This is a genomic window from Paenibacillus radicis (ex Xue et al. 2023) (assembly GCF_024722015.1).
Lineage (GTDB): Bacteria > Bacillota > Bacilli > Paenibacillales > NBRC-103111 > Paenibacillus_S.
Window position 1 is genome coordinate 203,273 of the sequence record NZ_JANQBD010000015.1, and the last position, 17,136, is coordinate 220,408.

A 17,136-nucleotide genomic window follows, 5' to 3' on the forward strand; every position below is an offset into this window, starting at 1 on the left:
GATGAAAAAGAAAATAATCGGATTGAGTGTTCTTGCTGTTGTTGTTATTGGAGGGGCTATCGGAGGGTTTTATTATTATCAACAGATCAGTAAATACATAAGCACGGAAGACTCCAAGGTACAAGGCGAGCTGCGAGCCATAGGCTCGATGGCGCCGGGCAAGCTGATTGAATGGAATTATAAGGAAGGAGATACTTTCAAAAAGGGTGATGTTCTGGGTATCGTAGAGACGGCTCCCGCACGGGGTAATGTTGCCGCCACAACTCAGGACATTATCGCTCCTGATGACGGTACCATCATTCAAACAAATGCGGTTAAGGATCAGACGGTGGCAGCGGGGGCTGCATTATTAATGAGCGCTGATTTAGGGAAGCTGTATGTAACAGCGAATATTGAAGAAACAGAGCTTCATGACGTAAAGGCCGGCAATAAAGTAACGCTAACCATTGATGCTTTCCCGGGCACTGCGTTTAAAGGGCGTGTTGAAAAAATTGGTCTCGGCACGAATTCCTCCTTTTCCTTAATACCTTCTTCCAATTCGAGCGGCAGCTTTACTAAGGTTGTACAGCGTGTACCTGTGAAAATTGCTTTGGATGATTATCAAGGAAAGCGGCTTATTCCCGGGTTGAATGCCGTCACAAAAATCGAGAGGTAGCTTCGCCGTTACCTAGCTCAACCTCGGAGAGGAGTTACGATAGAGATGACGGATCAATTAGGCGAAGCGAAGCCGGTAGCGGCTCAAGGAAACACTAATGCGCCTGTGGGCACAGAGCCTCCTGCACGTGGAAGAGGGCTGGCCATGCTCGCCATGATTTTGGCGGTTTTTATGGCTATTCTCGATACCAGCATCGTTAATGTAGCGGTGCCTAAGATGATGGCAGTGTTCAGTGTCAGTCAGACGGAAATACAATGGGTGTTGACTGCTTATTCGCTTGTTGTAGGTGCACTGATACCGATTACCGGCTATTTGGGTGATCGATTCGGTTATAAAAGAGTGTTTCTATATTCTGTAGCTGTATTTACTATTGGATCCGCATTATGCAGTGCGGCTTGGAGCAATAACTCGATGATCGTTTTTCGAATTATCCAGGCCATAGGCGGAGGGGCGGTAATGCCGGTAAGTATGGTTATGCTGTTTCGTATGTTTCCGCCTGAGAAGCGGGGAATGGCGATGGGTCTATTCGGTATTTCCGTAATGTTTGCGCCTGCAGTGGGCCCTACCCTGAGTGGCTACATAGTGGAATATTTGGATTGGCGATTAATTTTCTCCATTAATGTTCCCATAGGTATTATAGATATTTTTCTGGCTGCAACTGCTTTAAAGGAATACAAGATTGAAAACCCAGGCAAGTTTGATCTATGGGGGTTTGTGACCTCGAGCACAGGTCTTGCCACACTTTTATATGGTGTAGGGATTGTAGCAGATAAGGGCTGGAACAATACGGAAGTTATAATTTTTCTTTCAATTGCCACTGTTTGCTTGATTGCTTTCATCATTATTGAGCTTATTGTTGAGCGGCCGATGCTGGATTTATCACTGCTCAAAAACTTCACTTTTACGCTTACGCTGATGATTTCCAGTACGGCAATGGTTATATTGATGGGAAGCTTATTCCTGCTGCCGGTCTTTCTGGAAAATGTTGCAGGACTATCTCCGATCCAGACAGGTCTGCTTCTGCTTCCGCAAGCGATAGTATCTGGTCTGATGATGCCTATCGCTGGTGCGTTGTTTGATAAAATAGGCGCCAAGCCGCTTGCTGTTATCGGAATGATTATTACGGCTTATGGCTTGTATTTGACAAGGCAGCTGGATGTGACAACTCCATTCTCAACAATTGTTGGATGGCTAATGATTCGTGCTGTTGGTGTTGGTCTTGTTATGATGCCGGTACAAACGGCCGGGATGAATACCGTCCCTATGCACAAGATGGGGCAGGGGACAGCACTCTCGAATGCCATCAGGCAGGTTAGTGCATCGTTTGGTATCGCTTGGCTCGCGCTAATGTTCAGCAACCAGCGAATATTTCATTCGGCGGCGATGTCCGATCAGATGAACATGTTCTCGGCCTCAGTCCAGAACAATATTAGCCAAATTCAATCCCAGTATATGGCGGTGGGACAATCGTTCGGTCAAGCCCAAAGCAGCGCAATCGGTTATGTGTATGGACAAATTCAATTACAAGCAACGGTCCAGGCTATGGACGATGTGTTTTATATGACCGCAGGCTTGGCGCTTGCTGCTGTTGTGCTGTCGATGTTCTTGAAGACAGTAAAAAGGCCAGGGTCCTCCAAAGAGCATGTAGTGGGTGAATAGAAAGAAACGGTCTGTTAAGAATGTCCTCGGAAAGGTTTACTATTTTTGGGCAAAGGGGTACATAAACTATGAAACACAGATTTTCGGCATGGAAAAGTACAGTAGCACCTGCATCGATGATTCTTTTATGCGCTGTTGTAGCCGCGGGTTGTTCCGTTACATCTGCGAAGGAGTCGCAGCTTCGGCAGGTCAAAGTGGCGCCGGTTGCCAAGCAAGCTATGGAGGGGCTCGTTGAACAGGATGCGGATGTCGTATCCTCCTCCCAGGTGAATGTTACTGTCAAAGTAGGCGGCGATGTCCAGCAGCTGCTCAAAAAGCGCGGTGAGCCTGTTCGCCAAGGAGAGGTCATCCTGAAGCTGGATACAGCGGACATGGAGCGTTCAAAGCGAAAAACGGAGCTTACGCGCGAGGGGTTGCAATCACAGCTTGTTAAAACACGTGAAGATGTGGCTACGAATAAAGCGGTATTAAAAAATACTATTGGCAAATTGGGAATGCAAATCGCGGATCTCGAAAAAGCTTACAATAATTTAAGAAATGATTATGATCAAGGGATTGCTGCAAAAAGCCAATTGGAGAAAGCTGAAACACAGTGGAAAACTGCAATATTGGATCTCGATACGGCTCAGAAGCAGCTGGCTAATTTGGAGGCAACGGATCCGCTTGCGACATTGAAAATTCAATTGGAAACCACGGAGGTAGGGGTTGAGGATATCAATAAAACGATCTCCGATCTCGAAGTGAAGGCGCCGATCAGCGGTATCTTGACGGATCTGTTTCCTGAGCAGGGTATGTCCATTCAGTCGGGCTATGTTGCCGGTGTTATTCAACAGCTCGATCCTGTGAAAATCCACTCTGATCTTACGGAAGCCCAAGTGAAACTTGCAAGAGGTAAGTCAGAAGTAAGCTTTACGCTCCCTGGCAGCAATGATAAATTTCAAGGAGCGGTTACTTATTTAGCGGATGTTATGAGCCCTCAGAGCAAAACATTTGTAATGGAGCTGACCGCTAAAAATGATGGCTTCAAGCTGAAGCCGGGCACACGCGTGAAGCTGCTGTTGGGTGACGGGGGCAAACAGGATGCGTTGGCTTTACCGACCTCCGCCGTTGCTCAGGAAGGTAATGAGATGTACGCTTATGTGCTGGCAGGCGAGCAGGTCGAGAAACGAAAAGTCACGCTCGGCCGCGCGGTAAACGGCTATCGTGAGGTCGTAAGCGGTTTGAAGGAAGGGGAGCAAATTGTCATTTCGGTCGGGCAGGGCTTGCTGGACAAAGAAAAGGTGGAAATCATCAAATGAATAAAGCGGGATCAGGGAGAGGATCAGCTATGAATAAGAAAAAAAATCAAATGCTAGTCATGCTTCTTACTACAGCACTATGCTTTTCAATACCATATACAGGTTCGGCTGCCTCTGCTGCTGCTTTGGAAGTGGGTGCTCAATTAACCTTGCCGGCTGCTTTGACGAATGAGCTTCAATTAGAGGTAAAAAGCTTGCTTAACGAGCATACATATAGCGGAACACGTATTGCTGCGGTTGTAAAATTAACGAATCATTCGAGTTCTTTGGCCCGCGTTCCGGACGGCGAGCTCAGAGCGGTTATGAATGATGACAAAGCTTTCGTCCTTCGTCCTAGCGCGAATAATGTCAAGGCTGTGGAAAGTGGCGCAACGGTTGAGCTGAGTTATATGGTACTGCTGGACCGCAAGCAGGATATCACTTTGAATGAGCTGGCTTGGGTTGATATTAATAAGGATGTATATCCGAAGGTGGAAACGACGCTTCTGTCCGTACCTGTTAAGGGGTTAAGCTGGAAAGGAATTGACGATTCTTTATCTGAACCGGAATTTACGAAAAAATGGGAGGAATCCTTTTCAATTCCTTCCTTAGCCTCGCCGCTTGTTTATACACCTATTCGCTTGACAGAAGAGCGTGATGGGACGAAGCGGGTACAGCTGCTAACACTGCGTGTCCAAAATCCAAGTGATCGGACAGAGCTGATACCTGACTTTACGATCAATGGCAGATCTGACAAGCAGATTTATGCAGGCAATCGTGCTGATAAAAGTGTAAAATCTCTGGATGCAGGCTCCCAGAAATATATGTACTTTTCGATTCCTACCGACCAGGATACGGTTCTGACCGGCCTGAATATAATGACACCGGAAAGCTACCAGCCCGCAGCACGCACCGCAGATGCTGAGCTGCCGCCAGCAGTCAGCTATTCCGTGGGCAGGCTGCATATAGGGCTCTCTGCTGTAACAGGATCGCAGCCGGTGGCGGAAGCTACAGAGCTGATAGCGCCAAATTACTCCTTGCAGCAGCCGCTAGCTTTTGATCCTCTGAATGTCATAGTCGATCCTGCGCTTGCCGTTTCTGTAATGCATGTCCAGATATTTGAAAATGAAGGTCAAGGCTACAAAACTGCAGTTGTCAAACTAAAAATGACTAACAGCAGCAGCAAGCCGTTGACCGTACCGGACTTTGGCACAGAGCTTGTTTCAACTGCCGGAAGCGCTTATAGCGGCAAGAAGCCGACTTCCAAGATTGAGGTTGCGCCTAATGCGAGCCTGGTGGTAGCCTATACCTTCTTATTGCCATTATCTGAACAAAATAGACAATTTTCATTGCGTGTTTATGACGAACAAACAGCGGCTCCTTACAAGACGGTGATAGCGCGTGCTGATCTTCAGGTAGAAAGGGAGCTTGAAGTTCCTGCCAATCAATTATCGTTGTACCCTTATGATATTGATTTGAAAAACTGGTCTGTCAGCAATTATGTGTTAAGTAATGCAGCCACCTTTACACTAAACTATACCTACAAGCTAAAGCTGGATTTGGATGTGCATCCGACTGATAATCTTGTTACAAATACAGCATTTTCGAAGCTTGCTTTTGAGCTGGAAAATACGGATGGAAAAAAGGTCGCTTCCAAAATCGTAGATTTGGCAGGGGAGAACCGGATTATTAATGGCAGCCAGATCTATTATCTAAACACTGCATTATCCGAGCAGCTGGAATACCCGCTTACCCTTAAATTGTACGAAATGATTGATACGCCATCGGGACCCGCAAGACGTTTGCTGAAGGTGTTAAAATAATCAAATCAACGAATATTGAAGTATTGAAAATGAAGTCCTCAATTGAGGGCTTTTTTTTCAATATTGATGCTGGCCTCATTTCCATTTATACTGAATCTATCTATTAAGAAATAAATAGGGACAATTTGAAAGATTTATAGAAATTAAGGAGGATTGACATTGCTTCCAATAGAACCGAACGATAAAGAACAAGAAACGGGTAAACCAATGACTCGCAGACAAATGTTAGCTTCATTAGGAGCGGCCGGCGTACTGCTTGCAGCAGGAGCAGGATTTCCTGGGGAGGCTCGTGCAGCTACGACTATTCCTGTCATAGATACGAGCTTTTATTATAATGTTAAAGATTATGGAGCTCAAGGAAATGGCCGTTATGGACAAGATGATGCACCTTATATACAAGCTGCCATTAATGCTGCCTCAGCTGATAAAGGCGGGACGGTGTACCTCCCACCGGGAGATTATGTTATAAAATCCAGCTTGTTTATGCGCTCGAAAGTGCATCTTCTTGGTGCAGGAGCAGGAGTGACTATTATCAGGTCGATAGATACCAATCTGCATATGATCAAGAGCGGTTCGGACAGCAAGCATTTTTCTATAGACAGCCTTACATTTGAAGGAAGCGGGATTGTTAGTACCTCATTATCATCCATTTTCGAATGCGGCATTTATATTTTTGATTCGGAGCATGTTCGGATTAACCGCTGCTTGTTCAACAGAGTTACGAAAGGCATACATGTGGAGCGCTCCCAGCATGTTAATGTCACCAATTGTATATTTACGCTCATCGTGGGAACGGAAAACCCTAATGAGGGATATGGTATTGTTGTTGAAGGTGGAAGCAATAATATATTACAAACAAATAAATTCAAAAATGTGAACAAAAATGCCATTTATGTAACTGCAGGAAGCAGCTATTCAATAATTGCCGATAATGTAATCGAAGGTTGTAAAGATGCAGCCATATTGGTTACTTCGAAGCTGAAGGCGTGCTCCTATCATTTAATACAAGGGAATTTGATCTCTGGGGCGAATTTGGGCGATCAGGAGTTTAGCTGCACCTTTGGGATACGACTGAAAGATTATTGCACTTATAATACAGTTGTAAATAATATTATATCCCGCTCAGCCTCAGGCGGAATTCAGTTGGATGCAGCAGATAATGGCGGTGATGACCGTCCATTTGGTAACACTGTCACAAGCAATACAATCAATACTACACCACTTGGTATTTCCGTATTCAATGGAGATGCGAATACCGTAAAAAGCAATGAGGTGCGTTGGACAGAAACAGGGATTTTGCTAGATACAGTTGGAGTCGGATCGGCCTCTTCCGCCAAACAAAATATTGTTACCGGCAACAGTATATTTCAAAGCTCCAAAGCAGCTGTAAGAGTTGGTTCTGCACGCTGTCAGAGCAATACGGTTTTCGGTAATGCGGGGTTTGACAATATAGCCGGATTATCCGATTCAGGAACGGATACAGCGACTGTAGGATTTTAGTATGAAGGGTTCGGAATGGTTGGCCGTCCTATAAAATCTGGGGCGGCTTTAGCTATGAGCAGAGGAGCTGATTGAAATTACGAATTTAAAATTTCCCAAGGAGCAAAAAGAACAGATCATCAGTATGCTTCAGCATTATTTTCAAGAGGAACGCAATGAAGAACTGGGGCATTTGGCGGCTGAGCAGCTGCTGGATTTTTTTGTGAAACAGGCAGGCCCTATTTTCTATAATCAGGCGGTTGACGATTGTCGTCAGTATGTTCGAGAACGGGTTGCAGCGGTGGAGGAAGATATGTATGCTCTGGAGAAGCCGCATCAATTCCCGCGAAAATGACAAAAGTTATCGTAACCATAAGCGTTGAGGCTTCATGAACTATTCCTGATTTATGAGTTTAGGAAGGGTGGCCCACGAATCTTTTGGTCCTTTTGCGCGTATAACTTACTGCTTGCTAATGGCAGAGGAATAGCCGTAGACGAGAAAGGAGCATGCTTATGCCGCGATTGGAGTATCGTTTATATGATGAAGACAGCGACTTCCCGCTGCTGTATTACTATGATCGGATAGGACGGGAAGAGACTGCGCTGCGGTTTGCTTGTGATTACTTGGTAAAAGAAAGCGCAGTTTACGAGAAAACATCCAATGCTATTGAGGATGGCTGCTATGTCATCTATGTGAAGCGGGCGGATGACGAACGGGTAATGTCTTGGGAGAAGCGTGATTCTGGTCAAACACCGGGACTAAAGCTGGAGCTCCGTGAGTACCGAGAATTTGGCGCTGATTATCGATTGGTCCATTGTTATAGTTTCCAAGATACCCTTGCTGTGCTGCTTCATCTGGAAGCCAACTATTTATATCTAGAGGGGCAGGAATGGTACCGGACATCAACGGAAATTGATGAAGATCGTGAGACTTTTGTCATTTATGCGGTGAAATCTGAGCTGGATCTTTTGAAGTAGGTTTTGCTAATTTCAAAACTTGAGCTATGCTTTCGAAGTTTAGTTTTGCTAAAGCAAAACTCTTAGGAGGAGAACGCTTTGGAGCAAAAAAAGATTGGAAAAACACATCATATCGTCACTTTGTTTGTGGCCGCTGCGCTTGTGGCAGCACCTGGGTGTTCAAACACACCGGCTAATTCGAACTGTGTCGATCAAAATAATGACGGATATTGTGATAATGGGAGTGGCAGCTCGACTTCGCGATACTATGGTTCAACAGGAAATTCGGGTGGAAGCACCTCTTCTGCAACCTCTTCACCGTCGGATGGTTCATCGGGTATTTCGAAAGGCGCTTCAGGACATGGCGGCATTGGGAGCAGCGGGGGCTCCAGCTCCAGCTAAAAGAATATTGGCTAGTCGAGTACCGCAATAGAAGGAAAGCTTGAAAGGAGGACGCGAATATCATGGAGCATCACCGTAAAGCGTCCGCAGCAGCTATGTCTTATGCGGATCGGCGAGAGGCCATCTATACTCCGCTGCGGCAGGAAGGGATCTTTAACTGGGACTGCATGTATGGAGATGAGTACGCTCTGGCGGATCTTTATCGAATCGATAGGGAACTCCACGGTCGAATACTTCAAGCAGCGGAAGGGCTGACTCAGATTTACGCACGTACGGTACAGATCGTACAGCAGTCAGATGATGCTCTATTAGAGCAGCTTGGGCTTCCGCGCGCTTCGTTTGGCGCGGTCAGACTTAGCTTGGAGCAGATGCTGCCAACTTTAGTCGGCCGTTTCGATTTTGCCGTTAACGGGCAGGAGATTAAGATGCTCGAGTTCAACAGTGATACTCCTACTGGTATTGTAGAAGCGTTTCATGTGAACGGCCATGTATGCGCTGCTTACGGAGCGGAGGATCCGAATGCCGGCTGTGACAGCATGTTAAGGACGGCATTCGATAAAGCTATAAACGTATATCGAGAAGCAGGTTATTCAACAGAGCAGATTTGCTTCAGCGCATTGGATTGGCATGACGAGGATGCGGGTACGACTCGTTATTTGTTGGAGCGCTCCGGACTCCCTGCACGATTCGCTCCCTTGTCACAGCTGCGGGTGTTAGACGACAGGCTGTGGGTCATGGACGATATGGAGCAACTGCAGCCTGTCCAGGTGCTGTATCGATTGCATGCGCTTGAGAAGCTTGCAGAGGAACATGACGAAGACGGTTACCCGACAGGTGAACATGTTCTGCAGCTGATTGCAGATAGAAAGCTTGCCGTTATCAACCCTCCTTCAGGCTTTCTGGCGCAAACAAAAGCATTGCAAGCTTTAATATGGAGCTTGCATGAGGAAGGGCATTTTTTTTCCTCAGAGGAGCATCGAATTATCGAGTCGCATATGCTTCCCACTTATTTGGAAAATCGTTTTGAGGGAGCGGAAATGGGAGCTTCTCCTTATGTGGTCAAGCCTATATTTGGGCGGGAAGGCAGCGGAGTGTCCATTTATAACGCCGATGGATCAACCCTTGATCTAAACAATGCCGATGAGTATAGTCAACAGCCAATGGTCTATCAGCAATATACGAAGCTGCCGACAATTGACATAGAGACATTAAATGGCAGCACGCGAGGAAGCATGCTCTGGGGCTGCTTTGTCATTGGAGGCAGAGCCTCGGCTATTATTCCACGTGTAGGTGGTCCCATCACCAATAATTTATCCTATTATTTGCCTGTAGGTTTTAAGTAGCAGTTATGCACCAATAAACAAGGGGGAAATGCAGTGACGCAATTGGATTCCATTGTTAATTTTTTAATTTATTTAGGGGTTGCCGTGCCGCTGCTAGCTATTGGCATCTTTTTTTTCCTGTTCACCACGCCATACAGCGAATTTAAATTGATCAAAGAGGGCAGCGATGTAACCGATCCTGTCAAAGTTGGAGCGGCCCGCGCAGCTGCCTACGATCTGGGAGGCAAAATATTGGGGCAAGTGCTAGTAATTGCTTCAGCGGTATACCATTCTGTCGGGCTGCTGGATTTGATCGTGTGGGGGCTGCTTGGCATAGCCTTTCAAATCATTGTATTTTATTTATTTGAGCTGCTGACTCCGTTTAAGGTGCTGGTAGAAATTCCAAAAGGTAACCTTGCGGTAGGCCAGTTCTCATTCATTCTTAGTATTGTTACCGGTGTGCTTATGGCATCATTAATCAGTTATTGATACATACTTACGAAGCAGGCAGGAAAGAGGGCGGTCTCCAATGAGAGGCTGCTTCTTTGCTATTAAAGGAGAGGTTCGAACAATGAAATTGGCAAAGCTGTACATGGATTACAAGCCGCTGCTTATCTCGATAGCATACCGCATGCTGGGCTCCCTTACTGATGCCGAGGATATAGTTCAGGATGTGTTTATTTCGCTGGAGCGGGTTCAACTGGATGAGATCCAGCATCAGAAAGCTTTCCTGGTCAAAATGACGACAAACCGATGTCTGAATCTTTTGAGCTCTTCGCGTAAACAAAGGGAAGTGTATCCAGGGTCTTGGCTGCCTGAGCCGGATATCGGAGAAACAATTGCAAGCCCGGAGGAGCAGGTGGTCCAAGAGGAGACGGTATCTTACGCTTTACTTGTTGTGCTGCAGCAGCTAAATCCGGTGGAGCGAGCTGTGTTTCTGCTCAGAGAGGTGCTGTTGTACGAATATAGCGAGATTGCGGATATTTTGGATAAAACGGAAGCTAATTGCCGTAAAATATACAGTCGTGTCAAACCGAAAATACAGCAAGAGATGGAAGATCCACTATCTTCTTCAAACAGTATTAGCCATAAAAAGGATTTGGTTAACAGCTTTCTTCATGCATCAAGGACAGGCGATTTTGCATCTTTTGTGCATCTGCTTGCGGATGAGGCCGTTCTTATTAGCGATGGAGGCGGGAAGCGAAGGGCAGCGATATTTCCAATTACAGGCAGGGAACGTATTCAAGCGTTTTTGGAAGGGATTCAAGGAAAAAATTCATTTGGTGGCGAGCTGCGTCCGATTGCTATCAATGGCGAGCCCGGTCTGCTGCTAGTTCGAGATGGTGATCCGCAATTAGCTATATGCTTTAGAGCTGCTCCCCACCATTCTGCGATCCAAACTATTTATTTTGTCGTTAATCCGGATAAGTTGAAGCGGGCTATATAAGCATAAGCTTATTTTGTTAAACAAATATTTTTGAACATGTCACAAATAAGTGCAGACACTGGTCTAAGAATATGTAACAAACAAATAATGATCCAGTGGAGGAGATTTAACTATGAAAGAAAGAATGAATTATCAAAAAGCCAACCCAGGAGCTTTACAAGCTTTGTTGAAATTAGAGGGATTTATGCAAAGCAGCGGTATCGATGCATCCTTATATGAGCTTATCAAAATCCGTGCTTCACAAATTAACGGCTGCGCCTATTGCCTTGATATGCATACGAAGGATTGGCGTGCAATGGGAGAGACGGAACAGCGAATTTACATGCTGAATGCTTGGCGTGAAGCTCCATTCTATACGGAGGCGGAGAGAGCGGTATTAGAGCTAACAGAAGCAGTGACTCAAATATCTCATGCCGGCTTGCCTCAGCAAATATACGATAAAGTCCGCGAGCATTTTGACGAGACGCAATTTGTTACACTGCTTATGGCTATCAACACAATCAATTGCTGGAACCGTATAGCCATCTCGACAGGAATGGTGCCTGGAGCTTACAAGCCTGCTGCCAAATAATTTTTCAACCCCAAATTCTCACTCGCCCCGGCGTTTGAGAATTTTTCTTTTTTTAAGGGCTGTCGAGTGCAACTTTTTCCAAATGAGGTTCGTTATAGTACATGTATTAAGAAAAGCATCTAATTGACCGGATGAGCTTTGTTCGTATTGGATTAGCCGCTTTTCTGGTAACATCAAATAACCTTCACAGGAAGAGGTCGGTAATTAATATGAAAAAATTAGGAATTGCCAGTATCACTAGCATTATGCTGCTTGGTTCTGTAGCGCCGGTTTCTGCTATGATGCCTGAAGCTGCTAATGTAATGGCCGTACAGCCTGACATAAGCATGGGTAAAACAATCGGTAATGAGGAAGCTCCGGTTGACACAAAAATTAATCGGGAACGCGCTATCGAGCTTGCCAAACAGTACGTGAAGATTCCGGACGGCTTTACACTGCAAGGAGTCGGTTATAATAATGCTTACGGTAGCGGCAGCGGTCGAGGAACATGGAATATGAATTTCAATAAGCAGGATCAGAAGCGGTATTATGGAAACATTAACGTTTCAATTGATTCGGATACTGGGCAACTAATTTCTTATTATATCAATAACTATGATCCGGATAAAAAGCCTGTATTTCCTCCCAAGGTTGATCTGGAGCATGCCAAACAAATTGCCTTAGACTACATTGCGAAGACAAATCCAACTGAAAAGGACCAACTTAAATATTATGACCAATTCGAACAAGGCTATCGCAAGCCTCTAACCGGCTCAGCTCAGTATCCATTCCAGTATGTTAGAGTTGTAAATGGGGTTGTGTTTCCGCAAAATTCAATCTCTGTGACTGTAGATGGAGAAGGTCAAATCATTTCTTATAATATGCAATGGGATTCTCAGCTCACTTTTAAAACAACGGAAAATAAGCTCACTACTGAACAAGCTAACGAACAATTTAAGAAGCTTGCCGAATCGCGCCTGCAATACATATTTCCAAACACGCCGATCGGAAAAGCAACCCCTCTGATTTCTTATCAAATGGAACCGTTCATGATTGATGCACAAAGCGGTGAAGCGCTTCTGTACACAGGAGCACCGAGGAGTGCTCGTCCGGCGTCCATTGCTGCAAGTGATAAACAATTGGAGGAATTTCCGAAGCAACCGCTGAAGCTAACTAAGGAACAGGCTATAGAACGAGTATCCAAGCTTCTCCCGCTCCCTGCAGATGCCAAGCTGGAAAATGCATCGTATCAAGAAAATAACGATCCGCGCACTGGCAGCACTTCCATTCAGTGGGATCTCAGCTGGTCTACGGGAAAAGAGAAGGATAATCCGTCTATCCATGCAACGGTAGACAGTAATACAGGCGCCGTGTTGCGTTATTCCAAATATAATTACCGGATAGCCTCAGCAGATGCAACTGCTGCTCAGGATACAAGCGGCCTAAGCTATGATCAATTGAAGGAGAAGGCAGCCACTTATATTCAAAAGCTGCTTCCGGCTTATGCACACGAGTTGTATCTGGAGCCACAAATCTATGATATACCTGTTGAAAAGATGCAATACATGCCTAATTTTAATTATAGTTTCCGCCGTATCGTTAACGGAGTGTACACGGAGTATGAATCCGTTAATATCAATCTGGATCGCAAAACAGGCGATATACAGGATTTCTATAGCAATATAACTTCGATACCGTATCCGTCTGAAAAGCCTAAGGTAATTTCAGATGACGACGCCAAGAAGATACTGCTCTCCCAATATGAGGTTGAATTGCAATATATAACGTTCATGAAGGGTGGTATGGGTGTCCCTTATTATGGCTCAACTATGGCCATGGATAAATATAACCTGATGGTTGCTGCGGGTGAAATCAAGCCGTCCGAAGAGGCGCCACAAAAGCCTGAAACGAAGCTTGTCTATAATTTGAAGTCAAAGGTTCAATTCAGAGAGCCTTCATTCCTGGATGCGACAACAGGTGAGTGGAAGAATAGAGAAACGATTCAAGTAATTAAGCCGGTTTCTGCACCAACCGATATTACAGGCCACCCAGCTGAAGAAGCATTAAGACTAATGATTGATTATCAAGCGCTTGATGTGGTGGACGGGAAAGTTCAGCCTGATGGGTTGATCACTCGTGGGGAAATGGTTAAAATGCTGCTGGCGTCTGTTAATGGAGGGTATTACCCAATGGCAGCAGGAGCCTATGCTGAACGAACTGCGAGCTTCAGTGACGTTGCCAAAGATAATAAATATTTCGCTTATATTGAAAACGCGATCGATCTCAATTTGATAGACCGTAACTCGGATACTTTCAAGCCGGATGCAACGTTAACTAAATCGGAGATGGCTGACCTTATTGTTAGAGCTCTTGGTTACCGTAAATTGGCTCAAGTGGAAGGACTTTTTGCGGCAAGCGCAACTGATTTGGAAGGGGTAAAGAACAAAGGGGCCATTTCCATACTTAACGGATTGACTATTATGCCGCTTGAGGCTGGTAAGTTTAAGCCTAGAGAGCAAATTACTCGTGCACAAGCTGCCACTACGTTCTACAAGTTTTTACAAGTTCGCTCGGAACTGCAGGATTCACCTATAAATAGAGGCTGGTAATAAACAGATAACAAAAAACAGGCGAAGGTCAGATTAGAGACCAAGCCTGTTTTTTTGCTTTTGAAAGTAACCCATTTTACCTAGAACCGGTTTCCATTACTTAACTGCTGCTCAGCTATTTGTACCAAACGGCGAACCATATGTCCACCTATGGCTCCTGTATCCCGGGATGCCATATAACCATAATAACCGTCTTGAGGAATTTGAATGCCCAGCTCTTGAGCCACCTCATATTTCAATTTTTCTAAAGCAGATGCAGCTTGTTGAACCACAATTTGATTACTGTTTCTGGATTGACCTGTTGCCATGAAAAGCACCTCCTGGTTATATTTGAAAGTAAACATATCATCTCCATGTTTTCCCTAATTATTCATAGCGAAGTCCATGTTACAATGAAATTGGGTGATGCCAATGTTTATCGCACCGATGCTGCTGGAATCAATAGATGAGCCATTCTCGGATTCGGCTTTCGTTTATGAACCTAAACTCGATGGGCATCGGGTTATACTGTCTGCTAACGCGCATGAAACGCGTTTGTTCACGCGCGGCCAAAAAGAATGTACAAGACAGTATCCCGAGCTTTTAAATGTGCCTGCAGATGGGGATATAGTGCTTGATGGTGAAGTGTGCTGTATAGATCCGGATACGGGTGAATCTGACTATGAATTGGTAATGGAACGATTACAACTAAAAAGTAAACATAGAATTCAGTCCTATGCTAGTCAAAGGCCTGTACATTTTGTGGTGTGGGACGTGCTTTTCTATAGAGGCAGAGATTTGCGTACTTTGCCGCTAATGAAACGACGCTCTATTTTGGAGTCTAAATTGATCCCAAACGAATATTTTCATCTTGTGCCGCAGACTGAAGATAAAGGAAATGATCTATTTCATACGGTAGTGGAGAAATCGATGGAGGGGATAGTAGCCAAACGTAAAGACAGTCTTTATGTTTCGCGAAGCTCGCATGATTGGTTGAAAATAATTAACACCCGCTATGCGGAGGTTGATATTATAGGCTACTGTAAGGATGAGCTAGGATGGCTTATACAAACGGAGGAGAATGGAAATAAGCGGCCAGCAGGCATTATTAAGCAGGGTGTAAATCCAATGCAGGAAATTGCCTTTTATGCCATCAGTAAAAAATGGGTGACGTCCGAAAATGACCGTTTTGTGTATCTGCAGCCTGGTATAAAAGGTAGGGTTATGTATCGCGGGCTTACCCGTCATGGAATGCTGAGAGCACCTGTTTTTATGAATTTCGTATAATAAATAATGATAAACTTCCCGGCTTCTGTTTTATAGGAACCTAGGGAAGTTTTTTATGCTGTTAAATGAAAAAAGCCGGCAAACCTTGGCCGGCTGCTTAATGCTATTATTTCTTGACTAGCGCAAGAAATTCCCTCATGAATCCTGGCAAATCCGGCCAAGCGTGTCCAGATACAATATTTCCGTCTACATGCAGTGTATCTGCCGCATAGGTCGCGCCCAACTGCTCTACATCAGGGCGACAAGCTGTATAGGCGGTTAGCGTGCGTCCTTCGAAATAAGTATTATTTTTCAATGCACTAAGTACAAGGACCGCATGGCATATAGCACCAACAGGCTTATTAGTTTCGAAAAAGTGGGTCAAGATTCGAGGTATGCTTGGATCCAACCGAATGTACTCAGGGGCACGGCCTCCGGGTATAATAAGACCGTCATATTCCGCTGGATCGACTTCTTCAAAGGATAAGTGGGATTCCAATTGATATCCCGGTTTTTCTGTATAAGTATCCCATCCTTCAAAGTCGTGAACGACAGTTTTCAATACCTTTTTCTTAGGGGATGCAATTACAGCTTCGTAGCCTTCTTCTAAAACTCGAAAATATGGGTAATATACTTCCAGAGCTTCTACTGCATCACCGGTAATGAGAAGAATTTTTTTGGACAATTGGATCACTCCTGATTTGGTATATTATGGATGGTTCCCATAGTCCAATTGTGATGCAAATCCTAATTCTTGTAAAGAGGGAAGTAACAAATTATGGTTGCTAAACAATCATTTGTGTGCTATCTTTAAGTAAGTTAATTCCGATGCGAAAGGTGGTATTTATTGATGAGTAACGAAACTTCCAATCTCACTGTATTGGCTCCAGAGGTAGAAAATAATCGTAAGTCCGATTTTCCAGTTAGCCCTTTGTTTTTGAATCGTTGGTCACCTCGCGCTTATTCCGATCGCAAAGTGAGTGATGAAGACCTTAATACCATTCTAGAGGCTGCTCACTGGGCTCCATCAGCTTCGAACGACCAGCCTTGGAGATTTATTGTTGCCAAAACGCAAGAGCATCTCGATCTCTTCCATCAATTCATTAACGAATTTAATCTGGCGTGGGCATCTAAAGCACCCGTACTAATAGTAGTAGCATCCAACAAGTTAAGAGGTAACGGGGACGCTAACGTAGCACATGCATTCGACAGTGGAACAGCATGGGGCTCCCTGGCTTTGCAAGCAACCATTCTTGGGCTTGTGACTCATGCAATGGGTGGGTTTGACCGTGTAAAAGCACGCCAGCTGCTAAATGTGCCGGATGAGTTTGAACTGCATGCCGTTATAGCGGTCGGTTATCATGGTGACAAGAGCCAACTGTCTGAAGCGCTTCAAGCTCGTGAGCTGCCTAATGGCCGACTTCCACTGAGTGAGGTTGTTTTTGAAGGTGCTATTGAGAAATAAGCAAAAGTTGAAATAGGCTTAACAAGCTGCCGGGAATATCCAGGCAGTTTTTTTGTTGAATAAAAAATGCATCTATATCGGGCTTGGCCGAACGTTAATAAGGTGTTCGCCCTCAAGGAGTGTTGATTCGTGTATACTCGCTGTATAACATTCCGTTTATATTGTATAATAGAATTTGGTTTATTTGAGCATCATCTTAATGTATCAAATTAATATGTGAACAATGGGCGCAATCGAAATAAAATA

General features: G+C 44.8%; 17 protein-coding genes. 15 read left to right on the top strand and 2 right to left on the bottom strand.

The window, feature by feature from the left end; all coding sequences use genetic code 11:
- The first annotated feature begins 1 nt into the window (after window position 1).
- From NV381_RS20865 to NV381_RS20925, 13 genes are all read left to right on the top strand, one after another.
- The gene (locus tag NV381_RS20865; RefSeq protein WP_258215207.1) at window positions 2-655 is read left to right on the top strand and encodes an HlyD family secretion protein; all 654 of its coding nucleotides are present in this window, start codon (window positions 2-4) and stop codon (window positions 653-655) included.
- Between the two features lie 45 nt (window positions 656-700).
- The gene (locus tag NV381_RS20870) at window positions 701-2,314 is read left to right on the top strand and encodes a DHA2 family efflux MFS transporter permease subunit (protein ID WP_258215208.1); all 1,614 of its coding nucleotides are present in this window, start codon (window positions 701-703) and stop codon (window positions 2,312-2,314) included.
- A gap of 68 nt (window positions 2,315-2,382) precedes the next feature.
- Window positions 2,383-3,612, top strand: a complete 1,230-nt coding sequence (locus tag NV381_RS20875) for an efflux RND transporter periplasmic adaptor subunit (protein ID WP_258215209.1) — start codon at window positions 2,383-2,385, stop codon at window positions 3,610-3,612.
- A gap of 29 nt (window positions 3,613-3,641) precedes the next feature.
- Entirely contained in the window at window positions 3,642-5,414 is a 1,773-nt protein-coding gene (locus tag NV381_RS20880) for a hypothetical protein (RefSeq protein WP_258215210.1), read from the top strand.
- Between the two features lie 159 nt (window positions 5,415-5,573).
- Window positions 5,574-6,914 (top strand): right-handed parallel beta-helix repeat-containing protein, encoded by a 1,341-nt coding sequence (locus tag NV381_RS20885; protein ID WP_258215211.1) that lies wholly within the window; start codon window positions 5,574-5,576, stop codon window positions 6,912-6,914.
- A 76-nt stretch (window positions 6,915-6,990) separates the two neighbouring features.
- Window positions 6,991-7,248: a DUF2164 domain-containing protein gene (locus NV381_RS20890; protein ID WP_258215248.1), complete on the top strand. Its 258-nt coding sequence runs from the start codon at window positions 6,991-6,993 to the stop codon at window positions 7,246-7,248.
- A gap of 158 nt (window positions 7,249-7,406) precedes the next feature.
- Window positions 7,407-7,871 carry a hypothetical protein gene (locus NV381_RS20895; RefSeq protein ID WP_258215212.1) on the top strand — a complete coding sequence of 155 codons (465 nt, stop codon included), beginning with the start codon at window positions 7,407-7,409 and terminating at the stop codon, window positions 7,869-7,871.
- A 78-nt stretch (window positions 7,872-7,949) separates the two neighbouring features.
- Window positions 7,950-8,252 carry a hypothetical protein gene (locus tag NV381_RS20900; protein WP_258215213.1) on the top strand — a complete coding sequence of 101 codons (303 nt, stop codon included), beginning with the start codon at window positions 7,950-7,952 and terminating at the stop codon, window positions 8,250-8,252.
- A gap of 62 nt (window positions 8,253-8,314) precedes the next feature.
- On the top strand, window positions 8,315-9,595 hold the full coding sequence (locus NV381_RS20905) for a glutathionylspermidine synthase family protein (protein ID WP_258215214.1): 1,281 nt from the start codon (window positions 8,315-8,317) through the stop codon (window positions 9,593-9,595).
- A 33-nt stretch (window positions 9,596-9,628) separates the two neighbouring features.
- Complete coding sequence (locus tag NV381_RS20910) at window positions 9,629-10,063, top strand: DUF350 domain-containing protein (RefSeq protein WP_258215215.1); 435 nt, start codon at window positions 9,629-9,631, stop codon at window positions 10,061-10,063.
- 82 nt (window positions 10,064-10,145) lie between these two features.
- Window positions 10,146-11,021, top strand: a complete 876-nt coding sequence (locus NV381_RS20915) for an RNA polymerase sigma-70 factor (protein WP_258215216.1) — start codon at window positions 10,146-10,148, stop codon at window positions 11,019-11,021.
- A gap of 112 nt (window positions 11,022-11,133) precedes the next feature.
- Window positions 11,134-11,592, top strand: a complete 459-nt coding sequence (locus NV381_RS20920) for a carboxymuconolactone decarboxylase family protein (RefSeq protein WP_258215217.1) — start codon at window positions 11,134-11,136, stop codon at window positions 11,590-11,592.
- Window positions 11,593-11,801: 209 nt separating this feature from the next.
- Window positions 11,802-14,180, top strand: coding sequence for an S-layer homology domain-containing protein (locus NV381_RS20925; RefSeq protein ID WP_258215218.1), 2,379 nt, complete (start codon window positions 11,802-11,804; stop codon window positions 14,178-14,180).
- An 80-nt stretch (window positions 14,181-14,260) separates the two neighbouring features.
- Here the strand turns inward: NV381_RS20925 and NV381_RS20930 are convergent, their stop codons facing one another.
- Complete coding sequence (locus NV381_RS20930) at window positions 14,261-14,488, bottom strand: alpha/beta-type small acid-soluble spore protein (RefSeq protein WP_258215219.1); 228 nt, start codon at window positions 14,486-14,488, stop codon at window positions 14,261-14,263.
- A 103-nt stretch (window positions 14,489-14,591) separates the two neighbouring features.
- Between NV381_RS20930 and NV381_RS20935 the strand changes: the two genes are divergently transcribed.
- Window positions 14,592-15,446 carry an RNA ligase family protein gene (locus tag NV381_RS20935; protein WP_258215220.1) on the top strand — a complete coding sequence of 285 codons (855 nt, stop codon included), beginning with the start codon at window positions 14,592-14,594 and terminating at the stop codon, window positions 15,444-15,446.
- A 106-nt stretch (window positions 15,447-15,552) separates the two neighbouring features.
- On the opposite strand, the gene NV381_RS20940 is transcribed toward NV381_RS20935, so the two are convergent.
- Window positions 15,553-16,110 carry a DJ-1/PfpI family protein gene (locus tag NV381_RS20940; protein ID WP_258215221.1) on the bottom strand — a complete coding sequence of 186 codons (558 nt, stop codon included), beginning with the start codon at window positions 16,108-16,110 and terminating at the stop codon, window positions 15,553-15,555.
- A gap of 165 nt (window positions 16,111-16,275) precedes the next feature.
- Here NV381_RS20940 and NV381_RS20945 point away from each other — a divergent pair, with 165 nt between their 5' ends.
- Window positions 16,276-16,890: a nitroreductase family protein gene (locus tag NV381_RS20945; protein WP_258215222.1), complete on the top strand. Its 615-nt coding sequence runs from the start codon at window positions 16,276-16,278 to the stop codon at window positions 16,888-16,890.
- Window positions 16,891-17,136 lie beyond the last annotated feature (246 nt).